This window comes from Gemmatimonadetes bacterium SCN 70-22 (assembly GCA_001724275.1).
Lineage (GTDB): Bacteria > Gemmatimonadota > Gemmatimonadetes > Gemmatimonadales > Gemmatimonadaceae > SCN-70-22.
Genome location: MEDZ01000059.1, coordinates 1 through 17,960, shown reverse-complemented (window position 1 = coordinate 17,960; position 17,960 = coordinate 1). Strand labels below are relative to the sequence as shown.

The 17,960-nt window shown below is 73.1% G+C and carries 15 protein-coding genes and 1 pseudogene; 4 read left to right on the top strand and 12 right to left on the bottom strand.

Going from position 1 to position 17,960, the window contains the following annotated elements; translation table 11 throughout:
• Positions 1 to 142: 142 nt before the first annotated feature.
• Genes ABS52_18290 through ABS52_18280 form a run of 3 tightly spaced genes read left to right on the top strand, consistent with a single transcriptional unit; the run spans position 143 to position 3,683 of the window.
• On the top strand, positions 143 to 1,702 hold the full coding sequence (locus tag ABS52_18290; protein ID ODT00594.1) for a D-alanyl-D-alanine carboxypeptidase/D-alanyl-D-alanine-endopeptidase: 1,560 nt from the start codon (positions 143 to 145) through the stop codon (positions 1,700 to 1,702).
• Positions 1,702 to 2,952: a hypothetical protein gene (locus ABS52_18285; GenBank protein ID ODT00593.1), complete on the top strand. Its 1,251-nt coding sequence runs from the start codon at positions 1,702 to 1,704 to the stop codon at positions 2,950 to 2,952. Before ABS52_18290 ends, ABS52_18285 begins: the two co-directional genes overlap by 1 nt.
• The gene (locus ABS52_18280; GenBank protein ODT00592.1) at positions 2,949 to 3,683 is read left to right on the top strand and encodes a hypothetical protein; all 735 of its coding nucleotides are present in this window, start codon (positions 2,949 to 2,951) and stop codon (positions 3,681 to 3,683) included. The genes ABS52_18285 and ABS52_18280 overlap by 4 nt, the downstream gene beginning before the upstream one ends.
• A gap of 72 nt (positions 3,684 to 3,755) precedes the next feature.
• Here the strand turns inward: ABS52_18280 and ABS52_18275 are convergent, their stop codons facing one another.
• From ABS52_18275 to ABS52_18260, 4 genes are all read right to left on the bottom strand, one after another.
• Entirely contained in the window at positions 3,756 to 4,277 is a 522-nt protein-coding gene (locus tag ABS52_18275; GenBank protein ID ODT00591.1) for a hypothetical protein, read from the bottom strand.
• Positions 4,278 to 4,329: 52 nt separating this feature from the next.
• Positions 4,330 to 6,399: a hypothetical protein gene (locus tag ABS52_18270; GenBank protein ODT00590.1), complete on the bottom strand. Its 2,070-nt coding sequence runs from the start codon at positions 6,397 to 6,399 to the stop codon at positions 4,330 to 4,332.
• Positions 6,400 to 6,481: 82 nt separating this feature from the next.
• Entirely contained in the window at positions 6,482 to 7,471 is a 990-nt protein-coding gene (locus ABS52_18265; protein ODT00589.1) for a hypothetical protein, read from the bottom strand.
• Complete coding sequence (locus ABS52_18260) at positions 7,471 to 8,223, bottom strand: hypothetical protein (GenBank protein ODT00588.1); 753 nt, start codon at positions 8,221 to 8,223, stop codon at positions 7,471 to 7,473. Before ABS52_18260 ends, ABS52_18265 begins: the two co-directional genes overlap by 1 nt.
• Before the next feature lie 91 nt (positions 8,224 to 8,314).
• On the opposite strand from ABS52_18260, the gene ABS52_18255 reads away from it, so the two are divergent.
• Positions 8,315 to 9,151 (top strand): hypothetical protein, encoded by an 837-nt coding sequence (locus ABS52_18255; GenBank protein ODT00587.1) that lies wholly within the window; start codon positions 8,315 to 8,317, stop codon positions 9,149 to 9,151.
• 54 nt (positions 9,152 to 9,205) lie between these two features.
• Here the strand turns inward: ABS52_18255 and ABS52_18250 are convergent, their stop codons facing one another.
• From ABS52_18250 to ABS52_18215, 8 genes and pseudogenes are all read right to left on the bottom strand, one after another.
• Positions 9,206 to 10,405 carry a hypothetical protein gene (locus tag ABS52_18250; protein ODT00586.1) on the bottom strand — a complete coding sequence of 400 codons (1,200 nt, stop codon included), beginning with the start codon at positions 10,403 to 10,405 and terminating at the stop codon, positions 9,206 to 9,208.
• 10 nt (positions 10,406 to 10,415) lie between these two features.
• Positions 10,416 to 11,591 carry an acyl-CoA dehydrogenase gene (locus tag ABS52_18245; GenBank protein ODT00585.1) on the bottom strand — a complete coding sequence of 392 codons (1,176 nt, stop codon included), beginning with the start codon at positions 11,589 to 11,591 and terminating at the stop codon, positions 10,416 to 10,418.
• Positions 11,588 to 11,938 carry a hypothetical protein gene (locus tag ABS52_18240; GenBank protein ODT00584.1) on the bottom strand — a complete coding sequence of 117 codons (351 nt, stop codon included), beginning with the start codon at positions 11,936 to 11,938 and terminating at the stop codon, positions 11,588 to 11,590. Before ABS52_18240 ends, ABS52_18245 begins: the two co-directional genes overlap by 4 nt.
• A 1-nt stretch (position 11,939) precedes the next feature.
• Positions 11,940 to 14,429, bottom strand: coding sequence for a hypothetical protein (locus tag ABS52_18235; GenBank protein ODT00583.1), 2,490 nt, complete (start codon positions 14,427 to 14,429; stop codon positions 11,940 to 11,942).
• Positions 14,430 to 14,490: 61 nt separating this feature from the next.
• Positions 14,491 to 15,402 carry a hypothetical protein gene (locus ABS52_18230; GenBank protein ODT00582.1) on the bottom strand — a complete coding sequence of 304 codons (912 nt, stop codon included), beginning with the start codon at positions 15,400 to 15,402 and terminating at the stop codon, positions 14,491 to 14,493.
• The gene (locus ABS52_18225) at positions 15,369 to 16,310 is read right to left on the bottom strand and encodes a hypothetical protein (GenBank protein ID ODT00581.1); all 942 of its coding nucleotides are present in this window, start codon (positions 16,308 to 16,310) and stop codon (positions 15,369 to 15,371) included. Before ABS52_18225 ends, ABS52_18230 begins: the two co-directional genes overlap by 34 nt.
• A 1-nt stretch (position 16,311) precedes the next feature.
• Positions 16,312 to 17,331, bottom strand: coding sequence for an isocitrate dehydrogenase (locus ABS52_18220; GenBank protein ODT00580.1), 1,020 nt, complete (start codon positions 17,329 to 17,331; stop codon positions 16,312 to 16,314).
• Between the two features lie 38 nt (positions 17,332 to 17,369).
• A pseudogene (locus ABS52_18215) lies at positions 17,370 to 17,960 on the bottom strand (hypothetical protein).

Genomic DNA, 17,960 nt, shown 5'->3' with positions numbered 1-17,960 from the left:
GGAGGGCGCAGGCGGGGTGAGGGGTGAGGGGGGTGGGGGGTGGGGCTGGGGACGCGCCTCGCGCGCGCATGAGCGGGGCGATAATGTGCGGGCGCGGGGAGCGCCGGTGCGCCCCGCGATCCCGGTCGCCTGTCTCGTCCGCATGTCGCTGATCCCTTCGCTTTCGGTCGTCGCCCAGCGTGGCGGCGCGCGTCTTTCCGCGCGCCGCGCCTTCTCGCGCGCGCTCGCGCTCCCGGTGCTGCTCGCCGCCTGCGCCCCCGCCGCGGGGAGAGGGGCCCCCGCCCCGCGCGTGGCCCCGGCCGTGGCGGCGGTCCGCCACCTGGTCGACTCGATGGTGGCCGACGCGAAGTTTCGCAGCGCGCAGTTCGGGATCCTCGTCGTCGACCCTGCCTCGGGCGACACCATCGTGGCGCACAATGCGGGGAAGCTCTTCATGCCCGCCTCGAACCAGAAGCTGGTGACGGGGGCGGTGGCGTTGCAGCTGCTGGGGCCGGACTTCCGCTTCAGCACCACCGTCGCCGCCACCGGCCCCATCGTCGACGGCGAGCTGCGCGGCGACCTGGTGGTGAGCGGGACCGGCGACCCGAGCGTGAGCGACCACATGGCCGGCGATGCGATGGTCCCGCTGCGGGCCATGGCCGATTCGCTGGCCGCGCGCGGGGTGCGGCGCATCACGGGGGCGGTCGTCCCCGGCGCCGACGCCTTCCCCGACGCCACCCTGGGCTTCGGCTGGTCGTACGACGACCTGGACTACCCCTACTCGGCGGGGGTCGACGAGCTCTTCTTCAACGAGGGCTTCTCGCGCGTCGTGGTGACGGGGGGGGCGGCCGAGGGCGACCCGGTCACCGTGCGGACCCTGCCGGCGCGCACCGTCCCGACGGTGCGCGCGTGGGCCCGCACCGTCGCCCGGCCGTCGCCCCCGCCGTCCGGGCGGCAGGCGCGCACGGTGCGCGTGCGCCAGGACTCGGCCGATGCCGCCACCGTCATCGTGGAGGGGACCATTGCGGCTGGCGACTCGGTGGTGCTGGCCATCACCCATCGCGACCCGGCGCGCGCCTACCTCCTCGCGCTGCTCGAGGCGCTGCGCGACCGCGGGATCGCCGTCGACGACGGGGTGTCGCCGTGGCGCGCCGCCTCCCCGTACCCGCTCTTCTCTGTCATGTCGCCCACGCTGGCGCAGGTGCTCCCGGCGTTCGAGAAGCCGTCGCAGAACCAGGTCGGCGAGATCCTCCTCCGCACGTTAGGCAGGGCGCGGGGCGGGGCCGGGAGCGCCGACAGCGGGGCGCGCGTGGTCCGCGACCAGCTCCTGGCGTGGGGGGCGGCGCCCGACGGCTTCGTGGTGCGCGACGGGAGCGGGCTCTCGCGCCACGACGTCATCACCCCCGAGACGGTCGTCCGCGTCCTCGACTCCATGCGGCAGTCGCCGGCCTTCGCCCTGTTCCGCGAGGCGCTCCCCATTGCCGGGGTCGACGGGACGCTTGCCGGCCGGATGAAGGGGACCCCCGCCGAGCGCAACGTCCACGCCAAGACCGGGACGCTCGACATGGTCCGCTCGCTCTCCGGCTACGTGACGACCGCCGACGGCCGCCTGCTCCTGTTCAGCATCCTCTGCAACAACTGGACGGTCCCGGTGCGCGAGGTGGAGCGCGTGCAGGACACCCTCGCCGTGCACCTGGCGGGGATGCGGCTGGGAGGGCGCTGATGCTGACCGTCACCGAGGCGAGCGCCCGCATCCTGGAGGGGATCCGGCCGCTGGGGGTGGAGCGCGTGGCGCTGCTCGACGCCGCCGGGCGGGTGCTGGCGCGCGACGCCGCCGCCCCGTACACCCTCCCCCACTGGGACAACTCGGCGATGGACGGCTACGCGGTGCGCGCGGCCGACATTGCCGGTGCCGCGGCGGCCACGCCGGTGCGGCTGACGGTGCAGGAGACGGTGGCGGCGGGGGAGTTCCCGACGCGCCCGGTGCGCGAGGGGATCGCGACGCGGATCATGACCGGGGCCCCCCTCCCCGACGGGGCCGACACGGTGGTGCGCGTGGAGGATACCGACGGCGGCGCCGAGGTGGTCGAGGTCCGCGACGCGCGCGACAGCCGCAAGAACATCCGTCCGCGCGGCGAGGACTTCGTGGCCGGCGACACGGTGATCCCGGCGGGGGCGGCGATCGCCCCGGCGCAGGTCGGCGTCCTCGCCTCGTTGGGGCTCCCGGCGGTGGAGGTGCACCGCCGCCCGGTGGTCGCCATCCTCGGGTCGGGCGACGAGCTGGTGGACCTCGACCGCTTCCACGAGGTCCTGGCCGGGCGCAAGATCGTCACCTCCAACTCGTACACGCTGAGCGCGCTGGTGCGCGCCAACGGCGGCGTCCCGCTCCTCCTGGGGAACGCCGCCGACTCCCCGGAGTCGTTGCGGGCGCTGCTGGGACAGGTGACGGGGGCCGACCTGATCGTGACCTCGGCGGGGGCGTCGGTGGGGGCGTTCGACTACACGCGCGACGTGCTGGCGTCGTTAGGCGCGCGCCTCGACTTCTGGAAGGTGCGCATGCGCCCCGGGGCCCCCATCGGCTTCGGCGCCCTGCACGGGACGCCGTGGATCGGGCTCCCGGGGAACCCGGTCTCGGTGATGGTGACCTTCGAGCTGTTCGTCCGCCCCGTCATCCGCCGCATGCAGGGGTTCACCCGCATCTTCCGCCGCCCCACCCCCGTCGTGCTGGAGGAGCCGGTGGCGATCGGGGCCCGCCTCACGCACTTCCTGCGCGGGATCGTCTCGGTGCGCCCCGACGGGTCGCTCTCGGCGCGCCTCACCGGGCCGCAGGGGTCGGGAATCCTGACGTCGATGGCGCGCGCCAACGCGCTCCTCGTCGTCCCCGAGGAACGCCAGCGCTGCGAGGCGGGCGAGGTGGTCAACGCCCTCCTCGTGGCCGACGACGCGCAGCTGGCGGAGTCGTTCGCCCTGTGACTCGCGCCGGCGACGGCGACGCCCGGCCGGCGCCGGGCGCGTTGCACCTGCCGGCAGACGCCCCGTGGTGGGCACGCGAGCGGCAGGCGCTCGCGGCCCGCTTCGACGTCGTGGAGACCACCGTGTCGTGCGCGGGGCGCCCCTTCACCCTCGCCCACCCGCGCAACGCCGAGTCGCTCATCAACGAGGAGGACTTCGAGCGCGACGAGCGCCTCCCGTACTGGGCCGACATCTGGCCCTCGGCGCGCATCCTCGCCGAGCACGTGGCCCGCCACAAGGGGAGCGGGCGCCGCGCGCTGGAGCTCGGGTGCGGGAGCGGGCTGGTGGCCTGCGCCCTCGCCGCCGCGGGATACGAGGTGACGGCGACCGACTACTACCCGGAGGCGCTGGAGTTCACCCGCCTCAACGTGGGCCGCAACACGGGGCGCCGCATCGCCACGCGCCTGGTGGACTGGCGCGACATGCCGCGCGACCTCGGGCGCTTCGACGTCGTCGTCGCCTCGGACGTGCTGTACGAGCACACGCACGGCGAACTGGTGGCCGGCGCCGTGCTGGCGACGGTCGGCGACGACGGCTATGCCCTCATCGCCGACCCCGGGCGCCTCTCGCTCGCCGCCTTCCTGCTGGAAGCGGAGGAAGGGGGGATGGCGGTCACGGAGCACTGGACCGTCCCGTTTGCCGAAGGAGCGCAACGGCACACGATCCAGCTGCATGTCCTCCGCATTCGTTAGGCGCGGCCCAGCGGGGGCGACGCGGGGGCGGGACGCCGCGCGCGTGCGGGACGCCGCGTGAGTGACGGGCCCCTACCGCCCGACCCGCTCCCCGCACCCCGACAGCACCGTCCCGTCGAAGGTGACGGTGGCCGTGTGGCTCCACACCTTGTCGGCCATGGTATCCTGGCACCGCCGCTCCTCGAGCGTCACCTCGAGCGTGTGGGCCTCCGGGGGCGGGGTGATCGCGACCCAGCGCAGCCGCTTCCCCGCGGCTTCGGGCGCGGCGGACGGAAAGGCGATCCCCTTGGGATAGTCGGGCGTGGTGTAGGTGAGCCCCGACGCCCCGATGCGCACGGACCAGAAGGGCTCGTTCCCCGCCAGGCGGAAGTGCCCGGCCTCGCCGGGGCTGGACCGCGGGAGCGCCGAGGTCTCGCCGCTGGTCGGCGCCCCCGCCGCGGTGGCGCTGTCGACGATGGACGGCGCCGGTGCTCGCGCGCCCACGCTGTCCGTCCCCCCTCCCTCCCTCGCCCCCCCGCACGCCGCGAGCGCGAGCGCGAGCCCCACGACGGCCGAGAGGAGCGCCCCACGCAAGCCAGCGCCGATGCCGCGCATCACCGCACTCCCGACTCCCGACTCCCGACTCCCATCTCCTCCCCCTCCTCCCTCACGCCTTGCCCCCCTCCTCCAGCCGCCCCGCCACGACCTCCGCGATGTCGTACACCGGGACGTCGCTCCCCAGCTTGGCCCCGGCGTCGTTCAGCATCGTCATGCAGAACGGGCAGGCGACGGCGAGGGCCTCGGCGCCGGTGGCCAGCAGCTCCTTCTGGCGCTCCACGTTGATGCGCTCGCCCACGCGCTCCTCCATCCACATGCGGCCGCCGCCCGCGCCGCAGCACATCCCGCGGTCGCGCGAGCGTGGCGCTTCCACCAGCTGCATCACCGGGAGGGCGCGCTTCAGCGCCTCGCGCGGGGCGTCGTACACGTCGTTGTAGCGCCCCAGGTAGCACGAGTCGTGGTAGGCCATCACCAGCTTCTCCCCCTCATCGTGCTTGAGCGGCACCCGGTCGTCGGCCAGGAGGCGCTCGATGTACGTCGAGTGGTGGATGACCTCGTAGTGCCCCCCCAGCTGCGGGAACTCGTTCCCGATCTGGTGGAAGCAGTGCGGGCACGACGTCACGATCGTGGTGACCTCGTAGCGGTCGAGCGTGTCGATGGCCTGCCTGGCCAGCATCTGGTACAGGTACTCGTTCCCCATGCGCCGCGCCGGGTCGCCATTGCAGCTCTCCTCCTGCCCGAGGATCGCGAAGCGGATTCCCGCCGCCTTGAGGATGCGGGCGAAGGCGACGGTGGTCTTCTTGGCCCGGTCGTCAAACGATCCCATGCAGCCGACCCAGAACAGGATGTCCGGGCGCTCGCCGCGCTCGAACAGCTCGGCCATCGTGGGGATGTCGAGCCCCTCGGCCCACCGGGCGCGCTCCGCCGGCTGGAAGGCCCACGGCGAGCCGTTGCGCTCCATCGCCTCGAAGGCGGGGAGGACCTCCTCGGGGAAGCGCGACTCGGTGAGCACCAGGTTGCGCCGCATCTCGTTGATGATCTCCAGCTGGTCGATGGAGACCGGGCACTCGTACACGCAGGCGCGGCACGAGGTGCAGGCCCACAGCTCCTCCTCGGTGATGAAGTTGTCGAGGAGCCTGTGGTCGAGCACCGCCGCCCGCGAGGCGTCGTCGCCGGCCGGGGCGCCGATGAGCGGCATCCCGAAGACGTCGTCGCCTCCCACCAGCGCCGGCGCCACCTCGCCGAGTCGCTGGCGCGTGTTGACCACGATCTTGCGCGGCGAGAGCATCTTGCCCGTGAGGTTCGCGGGGCACACCGCGGTGCAACGCCCGCACTCGGTGCAGGCGTAGCTGTCCAGGAGGTTCTTCCAGCTCAGGTGCGTCACGTCGGCGGCGCCGAAGACCTCGCTCTCGGTCTCGAGGTCCATCGGCTTCATGGCCCCCACCGTCCCCGGCCCGCTCGTGTTGGACAGGAAGGTGTTGGGAAGCGAGACGATGACGTGCAGGTGCTTGGAATACGGGAGGTAGTTGAGGAAGACGAAGATGAGGAGGGCATGCGCCCACCAGCTCGTGCCGTGCACCGCGCCGGCCGTTGCCGGTGACATCCAGCCGAGCAGCGCCGACAGCGGCGCCGACAGCGGCTGCACCATGGCCGGAATCTCCGTCCCCAGCACGCGCTCGGTGGCGGCGGTGACGAGGAGCGTCACCATGAGCCCGGCGATGAGGGAGAGGATGAAGATGGCGTCGCCCGAGTGGACCCCGTCGCCTTGCAGCCGCTTGGGCTTCACCACGATGCGGCGATACAGGAGGATGGTCACCGCCAGCAGCACCGCGCCCGCCGTCGCCTCCTGCGACACCAGGAAGAGCCAGTGCAGCGGCGCGGGCAGGACCCGGGCGTAGCTGAAGCTGGGGAAGAGCCCGTGCAGGATGATCTCCAGCGCCCCCACCTGGAGGACCAGGAAGCCCCAGAAGACGAGGGCGTGCAGCGGCCCCGCCACCGGATCGCGCAGGATCTTCTTCTGCGCGATGCCGATGGTGAGGAGGTTCACGACGCGGCGCGGGATGTCGTTGAGCCGGAAGTCGCTGGTCCCCAGGCGCATGAAGCGCACGAGGCGCTGCGCACTGTACGAGAAGAAGGCCAGCGCCAGCGTGAAGACGAAAGCGAACGCCACGTTGGACATGAGGGGAGTGCTGGAGGTCGGAAGGCGCTCGGCGCGCGGCGCGCCCCGAAGGGGCGCCGCGCGACGACTCGGTGCGACGGACTCAGTGCGACGACTGCCTGGCCTGCTGCACCGCCGCGGTCAAGGCAGGGACGACCTCGAAAACATCGCCCACGATGCCGTAATCGGCCACCTTGAAGATGGGGGCCTCCTTGTCCTTGTTGATCGCCACGATGCACTTGGAGGTGCGCATCCCGGCCAGGTGCTGGATCGCGCCCGAGATGCCGACGGCGACGTAGAGGTCGGGCGAGACGAGGCGTCCCGTCTGCCCGATCTGGTCGCTGTGCGGGCGCCATCCCTCGTCGGTGACGGCGCGCGTGGCCCCCACCGCCGCGTTGCCGAAGGCGGCCGCCAGCTCCTCGACGAGCTTGAAGTGCTCGGCGGCCTTGAGCCCGCGCCCGCCGCTGATGATGACCGGCGCCTCCCCGAGGTCGAGCTTCTTGGTGTCGCCGAGCACCGTGTCGGTCACGACGACGCGCGCCGCCGCGGGGGCGACGGGAGGGGCGACGCTCTCGGTCCGCCCGCCCCCCGCCTTCCTGGCGGCGGCGACGGCGCCCGGGCGCACGGAGAGGACGGCCGGCGTCCCCACCAGCCTGAGCGACTGCACGACCTTCCCCGTGTAGCCCGGGTGCGCGACGGTGACGGCGTCAGCCGCAACGCTGAAGGCTGTGACGTCGGTCGCGACCGCGACGCGCAGCGCGGCCGCGGTGCGCGGGGCCAGGTCCTTCCCCTGTGCCGAGGCGGAGAAGACCACGACGCGGTAGTCGCCCCCCTGCACCCGCGCGGCGACCAGCGCCGCCGTCGCCTCGGGGGAATAGTTGGCGAAGCCCGGGTCCTCGCAGGTGACGACGACGTCGGCCCCATGCTCGGCCAGGGCGGCCGCCTTCGCCGCCACGCCCGGGGGCCCCACGAGGATGGCGTGCACCTCGCCGCCGAGCTGGTCGGCGACCTGCCGCGCGGCGGTGACCGCCTCGAACGCGACCTTGCGCAGCTCGCCGCCGCGCGATTCCGCAAATGCCAGGACGTTAGGCATCACAGCACCTTCGCTTCAGTCTGGAGGAGCCGAATGAGATCGGGGACCGCGGCGGCCCCCTCGCCGATGATGCGCCCGGCCGCGCGCGGCGCCGGGAGGTCCATCTTCTCGACCGTCAGCCGCACCTCGCCCAGCTGCGCCGGCCTGACCTCGAGCGGCTTCTTCTTGGCCGCCATGATCCCCTTGAGCGACGGGTAGCGCGGGCGCGCAATCCCCTCGTCGATGGAGACGATGGCCGGGAGCGGGAACTTCACGAGCTCGCCCCCTCCCTCGATCTCGCGGCGGGCCGTCCCGGCACCGCCGGCGATGTCGAGCTTGCTGCAGGCGTGCACCACGGGGAGGCCGAGCAGCTCGCCGACGTGGAACTGCGTGACGCCGCTGGCGCCGTCGATCGACATCTTCCCGAACATGATGAGGTCGTAGCCGCCGACCTTGAGTTCGGCGGCGAGGGCGCTGGCGATGGCGTAGCTGTCGAAGGGGACGGCGTCGCACTTGAGCTGGACGGCCCGGGCGGCCCCCATGCTCAGCGCCTTGCGCAGCGTCTCCTGGACGACGTCGGGCCCCACCGAGATCACGTGGACCTCGCTGGCCGGGTCCTTCTCCGTCAGGAGCAACGCCGCCTCGACCGCGTACCCGTCGAAGTCCGACATGTCCCACTTGAGCCCCGTCTCGTCCACCGCCTTGCCCGAGGGGGCGATCTTGAAGTTCACGTCCATCTCAGGGACGCGCTTGATGCAAACGGCGATCTTCACCGTTACGTCTCCAGGTGTAGGAAGCGGGGGATAATCTAGCGGCTGGCCCCGGGGAGTGGAGGAGACGACGCCCCATGGCACATCTTTGGGCATGCCCGACACAATCACCGCACCCGCCGCCCTGATTACCGGCGCGACCTCGGGGCTGGGGGCCGCCTACGCGCGCCAGCTCGCGCGCGCCGGCCACCCGCTCATCCTCGTGGCCCGCGACCGGCCGCGCCTCGAGGCGACCGCCGCCGCGCTGCACGCCGAGCACCGCGTCCGGGTGGAGGTCATCTCCGCCGACCTGGCGACCGACGCCGGGGTCGACGCCGTCGTCGCGCGCATCGACGCGGGGCTCGACGACGACTCGCGCTTCGTCGGGCTCCTGGTCAACAACGCGGGCTTCGGGACCAGGGGATCGCTCCTCACGGGCGATCGCGCCGGCCAGGAGGCGATGGTCCGCGTCCACGTTGTGGCCGTGAACCGGCTCACGCAGGCCGCCCTGGCCCCCATGGCGCGGCGCCAGCGGGGGGCGATCATCACCGTCTCGTCGGTCGCCTCGTACCTAACGAGCCCCGGCGCGGTGAACTACTGCGCCACCAAGGCCTACCAGCGCGTGGCGATGGAGGGGCTGGCCGCCGAGGTGGCGCGCCGCGGGATCTACGTGCAGGCCTGCTGCCCGGGCTTCACCCGCACCGAGTTCCACGCCCGCGCCGAGATGAAGACCTCGCAGATCCCCGGCTTCCTCTGGATGGACGCCGACGAGGTCGTGGCGGTGTCGCTCGCCGCGCTGGAGCGCCGCGCCCCGGTGACGGTGGTCCCCGGGTTCACCTTTCGCGCCATCGTCCTCCTCCTGCGCTACCTGCCGCGCTGGATCCTGATGCGCGCCACCCGGCGCTACCAGGCGACGCGCGGCGTCCAGCAGTACGGGCCATCGCTCGAATAGTGGCCCCCCCCGGGGCGGGCGGCGGCGCGGCGACGCCGTCCCGGGCGATGGCGGCTAGTGGAACTCGAGGGCCGAGTACATCTGGCTCCAGGCGTGCCGTGCCGGCCCGGTGGCGTACTCGCGCGAGCGCGTCACCGCCCGCCACCCCACGGTCAGGCGGCGCAGGCGGAGCGCCGCGCCGAATTCGTACTCGCTCACGGTCGGCACCCGCGTCACCAGCCGGGTGGGGGTGGTGAAGAGCGTCCCGTCCAGCGAGAAGTCGTGCGCCACGTACTCGCGCCTCCCCCCGGCCTGCAGCTGCAACTCCCAGGGGCCGCGCCCGCGCCACTCCCGCGGGTCCCAGGGATGCGAGAGGTTGATCCCCATCCGCACCCGAGCGCCGAGGTCGGCGGCGGTGCGGATGTTCCCCAGCGAGACCGCCGCCGAGGGGGCGAGGTCGAGGACCCCATGCCCTCCCGGCGCCCAGCGCGCGAGCAGGAGCGACTGCCGCACGCCGAGCACGACCCCCGGCTCGAAGCCCACCTGCGTCTCCCACCCCGTGGCCCTGGTGGTGTACTTCGAGGTGATGGCGTGGGCGATGGACTGCGCCAGGCTGCCTAACGCTGGCGGGCCGGTGACGCCCACGGCGAGCGAGTACGTGCGCAGCGCGCGCGCCGAGATCCGCCGCCCCTCGGCGCCCACGTAGAGCCAGGCGGCGTACGGACGCTCGCGCTCCCAGTCGGGCGACGAATACGGCGGGCGGTCCAGGTTGGGGGTGTACATCTCCTGCGCCAGCGAGAACTGCGTCGACAGGCACGCCCCCTCGCCCTGGGCGGAGGCGGCGCACCCCGGCGCCGCGCCGCCCAGCCGCTTCCCCCACCACGGCGCGCGCAGCGCCTCCACCGCCAGCACCACGCCGTTGGTGTACTCCTCGTCGGTCCGATGCCCGGGGTGGAGCCAGAAGTTGTAGGCGTCGTTGTCCAGGCGCACGCGCGGGAGCCACGGCGACCCGGCGCTCCGCGGCGCGGTGCGCGCGGCGCCGTCGCGCTCCCCTCCCCCGTTCCCCTCCTGGGCACGCGCCGGCGTCCCTCCCCATGCCAGGGCCACCGCCACGCCCCACGCCAGGGCAGCGACCCGGGCGCGGCCGCGGGCGCCGGCGCGGCCACGCCGGCGCGCGGCGGCGCCGGCCGGCGGAGGCGCGCCAGGGCCCCGCGCACCCCAAACGACGAAGAGCCGGCGGGCCGGCTCTTCGCGATGCATGGTGCGCGACGTCACGTGGCGACGCTCAATTGAAGGCGTTGAGCCCCGTCACGGCCTGCCCGAGGATGAGCGAGTGCACGTCATGCGTCCCCTCGTACGTGTACACGCTCTCCAGGTTGGCCATGTGCCGCATGGCCGAGTACTCGGCCAGGATCCCGTTGGCGCCCAGGAGCCGGCGCGCCTCGCGGGCGATGTTGGTGGCGATGTCGACGTTGTTGCGCTTGGCCAGCGAGACCTGCTGCGGGGTGAAGGTCCCGGCGTCCTTGAGGCGCCCCAGGTGCAACGACACCAGCTGCGCCTTCACGATCTCGGTCAGCATGTCGGCCAGGCGCTCCTGCTGGAGCTGGAAGCCGGCGATCGGCTTGTCGAACATCACCCGGTTCTTGGCGTACGCCAGTGCCTCCTCGTAGCACGCCATCGCCGCCCCGATGGCCCCCCACGAGATCCCGTAGCGCGCCTGCGTCAGGCACATGAGCGGCGACTTGAGGCCGCCACTCTTCGGCAGGATCGCGTCGGCCGGGAGCTGCACGTTGTCGAAGGTGAGCTCGCTCGTGTCGGAGGCGCGCAGCGAGAGCTTCCCCTTCTGGTCCTTCGCCTTGAACCCCTTGGTGTCGGTCGGGACGACGAAGCCGCGGATGGAGCGCTGGTCCTTGTCGCCGTTGGTCTTGGCCCACACCACCGACACGTGCGCCTGCGACCCGTTGGTGATCCACATCTTCCCGCCGTTCAGCACCCACGTCCCGTCGGGCTGCTGGTTGGCCATGGTGATCATCCCCGACGGGTTGGAGCCGTAGTCGGGCTCGGTGAGGCCGAAGCAGCCGATCGCCTCGCCCCGGGCGAGCCTCGGGAGCCAGTGACGCTTCTGCTCCTCGCTCCCGAAGGCGTAGATGGGATACATCACCAGCGCGCCCTGCACCGAGGCAAACGAGCGGATGCCGGAGTCGCCGCGCTCCAGCTCCTGCATGATGAGCCCGTACGCCACGTTGTTGAGCCCCGCGCACCCGTATTCCTCGGGAAGGTTGGCCCCCAGCACCCCCAGCGCCGCCATCTCGGGGATCAGCTCCCGGGGAAACCGCCCCTCCACGTAGCACTCCCCGATGATGGGGAGGACACGCTCGTCGACGAAGCGGCGCACGCTGTCGCGCACGGCGCGCTCCTCTTCGCTGAGCGCGCTCTCGATGTTGAAGAAGTCGTTGGTCATGAGGGGGGAAGATAGCGTCCCATCACCCGCGCCCCCAGATAGGCCGCGGGAGCGGCGAGGAGGGCGGGAAAGGCCAGCGTCGCCATGAAGGGGGCCCACGCCGGGAGCTGCATCGAGGCCGCCAGCGACGGGGAGAAGCTCCTCACCGGGGCCCCGCCCAGCGCGGCGACGCCCAGGTAGCCCCCCCACGCCAGCGCCGCCCCGGCGGCGGCGATCAGCCCGGGAAAGCGCGAGCGGCGCGCCACCACGCCGTACGCCGCCGCCACCACGGGGACGGCCCACCATCCCAGGAGCACGGTGCCTAACGCGATGACGAGCGCCACCAGGATCACGCGAAGTGTCGTCATCTCAGCGCCCTCCCGGGACGAGGGAGAGGCGCGACGTCACCTGCGACGCCGGCAGCGAGTCGAGGGCGGACGGGAAGACCAGGAGCTCCAGGTCGCCGTCCTTCCACAAGCGCAACCGGTCGGCGTAGCGCGGCGAGGCGGGGTTCCCGCTCTGCCCCCCCGGGTACGTCCCCATCGCCCGGATCGTCGGCCCCAGCTCCACCACCATCCGCCAGCTGGCGCCGAACCCCCCGTTCTGCACCGAGGGGTTGAGCGTGCCGCGCCCCCCCTGCACGGCGAGGCCGACCGCCGAGAACCCCTCGAGCCCGAGCAGGTGGTTCACCCGCGCCCTCGCCACCTTCCCCCACGCCCACCCGCCCCGCGAGGGCGGGCCGTGACGGGCGACGAGCGAGTCGTAGCTCGCGGCGAGCGCGCCGGCCAGCAGCGCGTCGCGATCCTCCACCACGTCCCGGGTCGACCGGCGGTCCCACCACGGACTGGCCGAGTCGGCCATCAGCGCCAGGAAGACCGACGAGCTGGGGGTCGCCACGCGCAGCGAGTCTCCCGGGGGGACGAGCTCGTCCCAGGTCCGCCGCACCGACATCCCCAGCGCCGTCTCGAAGAGGAGCGCGCCGTCGTTGCCGACGGTATAGCGGCGGTCCCACGCCCCCAAGAGCGAGTCGGCGGCGGTCAGCGACGCGCTCCCCGCCCCACGCGCCGCGGCCACGCGCGCCGCATGGCGCAGGTAGGCGACGAACCAGTCCGCGCGCACGCTCCCCGGATCGGTCTGGTAGCGCCGCATGTCGTCCAGGGTGACGCTCGCGTTCTGCCGCAGCAGGCGGTTGATCTGCAGGGCGCGCCACGGCTCGAACGCCGCGTCGTAGCCGAAGTAGGCCGGCGTGTGGCGCGAGTCGATCGGTTCCTGGTTGGCCGAGGCGAGGTACCCCTGCGCGGGGTTCAGCGCCTGCGGGTACTGCGCCACGGGCCAGTAGCCGGTCCAGTCGCTGGCCGAGGTCGAGCCGTCGAGGATCGCCAGCCCGTCGTGCCCCGCCGGGCGCAACGGGTAGTGTCCGGTGGAGCGGATGGCGATGTTGCCGGCGCGGTCGGCGACGATGGCGTTCTGGGCCGGGGCGAAGAAGTCGCGCGCGTACGCGTCGAGGAACTCCATCGCCGTGGTGGCGCGCGCGGCGTTGGAGTAGGCCGCGGCCAGGTCGGAGGGCTCGTTCACCGTCCAGCGCATCGACACCCACTCGTTGCCCAGGCGCTGCAACGGCCCGCGGTGCGTATAGCGCACCGTGTCCACCCGCAGGATCTCGCCCCCCTTGCCGCGATACTCCTCCTGCCGCCGCTCCAGCGGCTTCCAGACCCCGTCCAGGAGGTACCGGGTGGGGCGCGCCTGGTCGTCGAGCGTCTCGCGGTAGTAGTCCAGGACGTCGGCGCCGGTGTTGGTCGTGGACCAGGCGACGTTCCGCGTGAACCCCATGACGATCCCCGGGGTGCCCGGGATGGTGACGCCGTACACGTCGAGCTGGCCCGGGACGACGAGGTGCGCCTCGTACCAGATGCTGGGGAGGGTGAGCCCCAGGTGGGGGTCGCCCGCCAGGAGGGCGTGCCCGCTCCGGCTGCGCGCGGGCGAGACGGCCCAGTTGTTGGAGGCGAAGCTGCGCGAGACCTCGGCGTCATCGTCGCGCACCCCGCGCGGGAGGAGCGGGACGAGCGCCAACGCCGCCGAGTCCGTTGCACCCGGCGGCGGAAGGACGAGCGGATCGGTGCGGGGGGCGTCGCCGCCGTTGGGCTGGATGGGCTCCTGCACCGGCGTGTGCAACGGGAAGAGCGCGCGCGCCGCGGCCTCTCCCACCAGCGCCTTCGCCGCCAGGCGATCGCGCTCGCCGTTCATGTAGGCCAGCGTGAACCCCATCCGGCTGTACAGGTGCAACGAGTTCACCGGAGACCACCGCGCCGGGCGCCGCCCCAGCAGCTTGTACTCCACCGGCCACTCGGCGGGCGACGCCTGGTCGATCCAGGCGTTCACCCCCTCGGCGTAGGCCTCGAGGAAGCGCCGCCCCTTGGAATCGGCGGGGAACGACGCCAACCCCTGCTCCGCCCCCCACGGGAGCCCCAGGTGGCGCGCCTCGCTGTCGGCGGGAATCGCCGCGGGGCCCACGAGCTCCGTCAGCGTCCCGGCCCCCGCGCGCGCCTGGAGCTCCATCTGGAACAGGCGGTCGCGCGCCACCACGAAGCCCAACGCGCGCATCGCGTCCTCCTCGGTGGCGGCGAAGATGTGCGGCACGCCCCGGGAGTCGTAGCGCACCTCGACGCGATCGCTCAGCGACGGAAGGGCCGACACGGCGCTGTCGGGGAGATCGGCGTACGTGGCCGCCGACCAGGCGCCGTGCACCGGGTCCAGCAGCGCCCCGAGCGGGGGGAGCGGACCGGCGCCGGCGCGCCCGACGTAGAGCGCCCCCGCGAGGAGGGCGGCGGCGCCGAGGAGGGCGACTGGGCGGAGGGTCATGGGGGGCAAGTTACTCGGCGAGGTGGAAGGTCGAAATGCGCATCGCGCGCCGGCCAAGGCGTCATCGCAGGACGCGCCTGGCCCGCGGCGTCGTCCCGACCTCGCGCGCCTTGCGGCGGAAGCCGGGACCGTGATCGATGGGGTGCCCGTTCTCCTCCTGCCACTGGTGCACCATCTCGTGGAGGAGCGTGTCGACCGCCTCCCGCCATCCATGCCGCCGGATGTGGCGCCGGCTGATCGCGATCTCGGCGCCTTCGGGGTGCGAGCGCGCCGGGGCGTAGTGCCCGAGCCGCGTCCTCATGCGGCGTGAGACGATGACCGGGATGGTGCGCAGGGCGCCGCCGAATCGCTCGGCGTTGAGGCGGGCGTGCTCGCGTTGCAGCCGCTGGGCCATGGCGTGGTCGTCGGGGGGGAGCGCGGCGCGGCGCGGGGGCGGGGGCACGGCCCCGCTCCCGAGCGGGTGCGACACGATGACGCGGCGCGCCGCCGCACGCGCCGCCCCGCGCCCCGAGACGAAGGCCGCGATGGCACGCACGACGTCGTCGGGGGCGTCGACGAATCCGCCCTGCACGCGGAGTGTCCCGCCGCGGTACGAGACCAGGGTCCTGCGGTTGCGCGTGAGGCGCAGCGTCGTGATGTCGCGCAGCCCGAAGGCGCGCAAGCGTGCGAGGAGCGCGCCGGCGTCGGTGGCGCGGGCCTCGGGGGTGTGCGATTCGCGTGGGCGCGGTTCGCGCGGCGACGGTTCGCGCGGTGGCGGTTCGCGCGGTGGCGGTTCGCGCGGTTGCGGCGGTTCGCGCGGTGGCGGTTCGCGCGGTGGCGGTTCGCGCGGTGGCGGTTCGCGCGGTGGCGGTTCGCGCGGTGGCGCCGCCGGTGTCCGGGGCGCGCCCGGAGCGCGGGGCGCTCCGTCCAGCGCGAGCTCCAGCTGCGCGCCGTCGTTCGTCAGTCCGAGTCGTGCGAGGAGCGCGCGAAACACTCGCCGGGGCCGGGGACGAAGTTGTGGTCGGCGGTGGACCAGATGTGCGTCACGATCCGGATCTCGCCGGGGGTGATGGCGATGACGTTCACGCTCGACGGGCGTCCCCCGCGCGAGCGGTTCGACACCGTCCCGGCGGTCGAGATCACGGTCCCCTTGCGCGTGTGCTCCACGAAGTGGATCGCCTCCTGGTGATCGTGCCCGCACAGCACCAGGTCGACGTCCATCGACGCGAACGCCCCCAGGATCTGCCTGGTGTGCTTGAGCCCGTGCCGCTGCGACAGCTGTCCCTTGACCGGGTTGTGGTGCATCACGACGACGCGGGCGTCGCCCGCGGGCGAGGCCTCGAACTCGTGCCGCGCGTGGGCGAGCTGCGTCCGGCGCAGGTCGCCGATGATGGAGATGTCGCGCACGTTCCAGGTCAGGGTGCGCGCGTGCACGCCCTGCGAGGTGTTGAGCCCCACCACCGTGCACCCGGGAGTGCGCAGCACCGGCTCCAGCTCGTGATCCACGTAGCGGCGGTACGGCTCGTACATCGTCGCCGTCCCCCGCAGGTGCAACGGCGACCGCCACCAGGCCACGTCGTGGTTCCCGGGGACGCAGATGACCTTGCTCACCTTGCGCGCGTCGCGGATGAACGAGCTGGCGCGCTGGAACTCCCCGGCCCGCGCGCGCTGCGACACGTCGCCCGAGATGGCGACGATGTCGTACCGCTCGCGCTGGATGTGTTCCTCGATGGCGTCGATCTGCTCCGGGACCGCCGGCCGCCCGAAGTGCAGGTCGGACACGTGATAGAGGCGGATCGCCGCGCCGCGCCCCGCGCCGCCGCCGGTCGCGCGTGCCGTCACGGACTCCGTCACCGACTCCGTCACCGACTCCGTCACCGACTCCGTCACCGACTCCGTCACCCTACGCGCCGAGCCTCGCGATCACCGCGTCGGCGAACTGCCGCGTGGACGCGCTCCCCCCGAGGTCGCGCGTCGTCGTCTTCCCCTCGCGCAGGGTGGCGATCACGGCGTCGCGCACGCGCTGGCCCAGCGCTTCCTCTCCCACGTGCTCCAGCATGAGGCAGGCGGCGAGGGTGAGGGCGGTCGGGTTCGCGATCCCCTGCCCCGCGATGTCGGGAGCCGTCCCGTGCACCGCCTCGAAGATCGCCGCATGCTTCCCGATGTTGGCCCCGGGGGCGAGCCCCAGCCCGCCGACGAGCCCCGACACCAGGTCCGACAGGATGTCGCCGAACAGGTTGGTCGTCACGATCACGTCGAACTGCTCGGGCTTGATCACCAGCTGCATGGCGCAGGCGTCGATGATGCGCTCGTCGTAGGCGATGCGCCCCTCGTACTCCTTGGCCACCTGCTGCCCCATCGAGCGGAACAGCCCCTGCGAGTACTTCAGGATGTTCGCCTTGTGCACCAGGGTGACCTTCCTGCGCCCGTGGGCCACCGCGTACTCGAACGCATAGCGGATCACGCGCTCCGAGCCGAGGCGCGTGATGAGGGCGATCGACTCGGCGGCCGCCTTCTCGTCCTCGCCGATCTTGATGTAGTGCTCGAGTCCCGCGTAGAGCCCCTCGGTGTTCTCGCGCACGAGGACGATGTCGACCTTGTCGAAGCGCCCGCCGGGGAGGATCACCCGCGCCGGCCGCACGTTGGCGTACAGGTCGAACGACTTGCGGAGCGCCACGTTCACCGAACGGAATCCCTCGCCCACCGGGGTCTCGAGCGGCCCCTTGAGCGCCAGGCGCGTGCGCTTGATGGCGTCGAGCGTCGCGTCGGGCATGGGGTTGTTGTGGGCGTGCACCGCGGCCATGCCGGCCAGCTGGCGGTCCCACGCAAAGGGGGAGCCGGCGGCGTCGAGGATGCGAACGGTCGCGTCGGTGATGTCGGGACCGATGCCGTCGCCAGGGATGAGCGTACAGGGAATCGACATGGTATGAAGGACCGCGTGCGCGGATGCGGAGTCGGGAGTCAGCGAGGGACGACGAGGTCGGCGACGCGGAGCGCCAGCGACGAGAGCGCGGCCGGCGCAAAGGCGCCGAGCGGGTCACCCGCGACGTCTCCCACCCAGATCACCTGCGCCCCGCGGGCATCGACCACCGCCGAGCGCAGCGTCATGCGCCCCGCCGCGCCGCCGTCCAGCGCCTCGATGCGCAGCTCCAGCGGGACGAAGGCGAAGCGCGAGTCGCTCACCCCCGCCAGGGCGCGCAGCTGCGAGGCGAACGGCTCCATCAGCGGCTCGCTCGGCTTGCGGATCGCCACGCGGATGGGGTCGAGCGCCCGCATGGCGCCCGGGTCGGTGAGGTAGGTGGGGTTGCGGCGCGCCGCGCGCTGCAGCGCCGGCGGGAAGAGCCAGATCGACGAGAGCCCGCGCTCTCCGAGTTCGTGCGCGATCGCGCTGTCGACCGCGGCGAGCAGGGACTTGTCGCCTCCCCCGGCGGTGCGCCACCCCAGGCGATCCTCGCCGACGAGGGCCTGCGTGGGGAGGACCATCACCTTCTGCGCCGCGAGGCGGTTGAGCTGTCCCGCCGACGCGGCGGGGACGCCTGCGCGCGGCCTCGA

Coding starts and splice junctions, on each gene's coding strand:
- ABS52_18290 (ODT00594.1), top strand. CDS start 143: ATGTCGCTGATCCCTTCGCTTTCGGTCGTCGCCCAGCGTGGCGGCGCG.
- ABS52_18285 (ODT00593.1), top strand. CDS start 1,702: ATGCTGACCGTCACCGAGGCGAGCGCCCGCATCCTGGAGGGGATCCGG.
- ABS52_18275 (ODT00591.1), bottom strand. CDS start 4,277: ATGCGCGGCATCGGCGCTGGCTTGCGTGGGGCGCTCCTCTCGGCCGTC.
- ABS52_18270 (ODT00590.1), bottom strand. CDS start 6,399: ATGTCCAACGTGGCGTTCGCTTTCGTCTTCACGCTGGCGCTGGCCTTC.
- ABS52_18265 (ODT00589.1), bottom strand. CDS start 7,471: ATGCCTAACGTCCTGGCATTTGCGGAATCGCGCGGCGGCGAGCTGCGC.
- ABS52_18255 (ODT00587.1), top strand. CDS start 8,315: ATGCCCGACACAATCACCGCACCCGCCGCCCTGATTACCGGCGCGACC.
- ABS52_18245 (ODT00585.1), bottom strand. CDS start 11,591: ATGACCAACGACTTCTTCAACATCGAGAGCGCGCTCAGCGAAGAGGAG.
- ABS52_18240 (ODT00584.1), bottom strand. CDS start 11,938: ATGACGACACTTCGCGTGATCCTGGTGGCGCTCGTCATCGCGTTAGGC.
- ABS52_18235 (ODT00583.1), bottom strand. CDS start 14,429: ATGACCCTCCGCCCAGTCGCCCTCCTCGGCGCCGCCGCCCTCCTCGCG.
- ABS52_18220 (ODT00580.1), bottom strand. CDS start 17,331: ATGTCGATTCCCTGTACGCTCATCCCTGGCGACGGCATCGGTCCCGAC.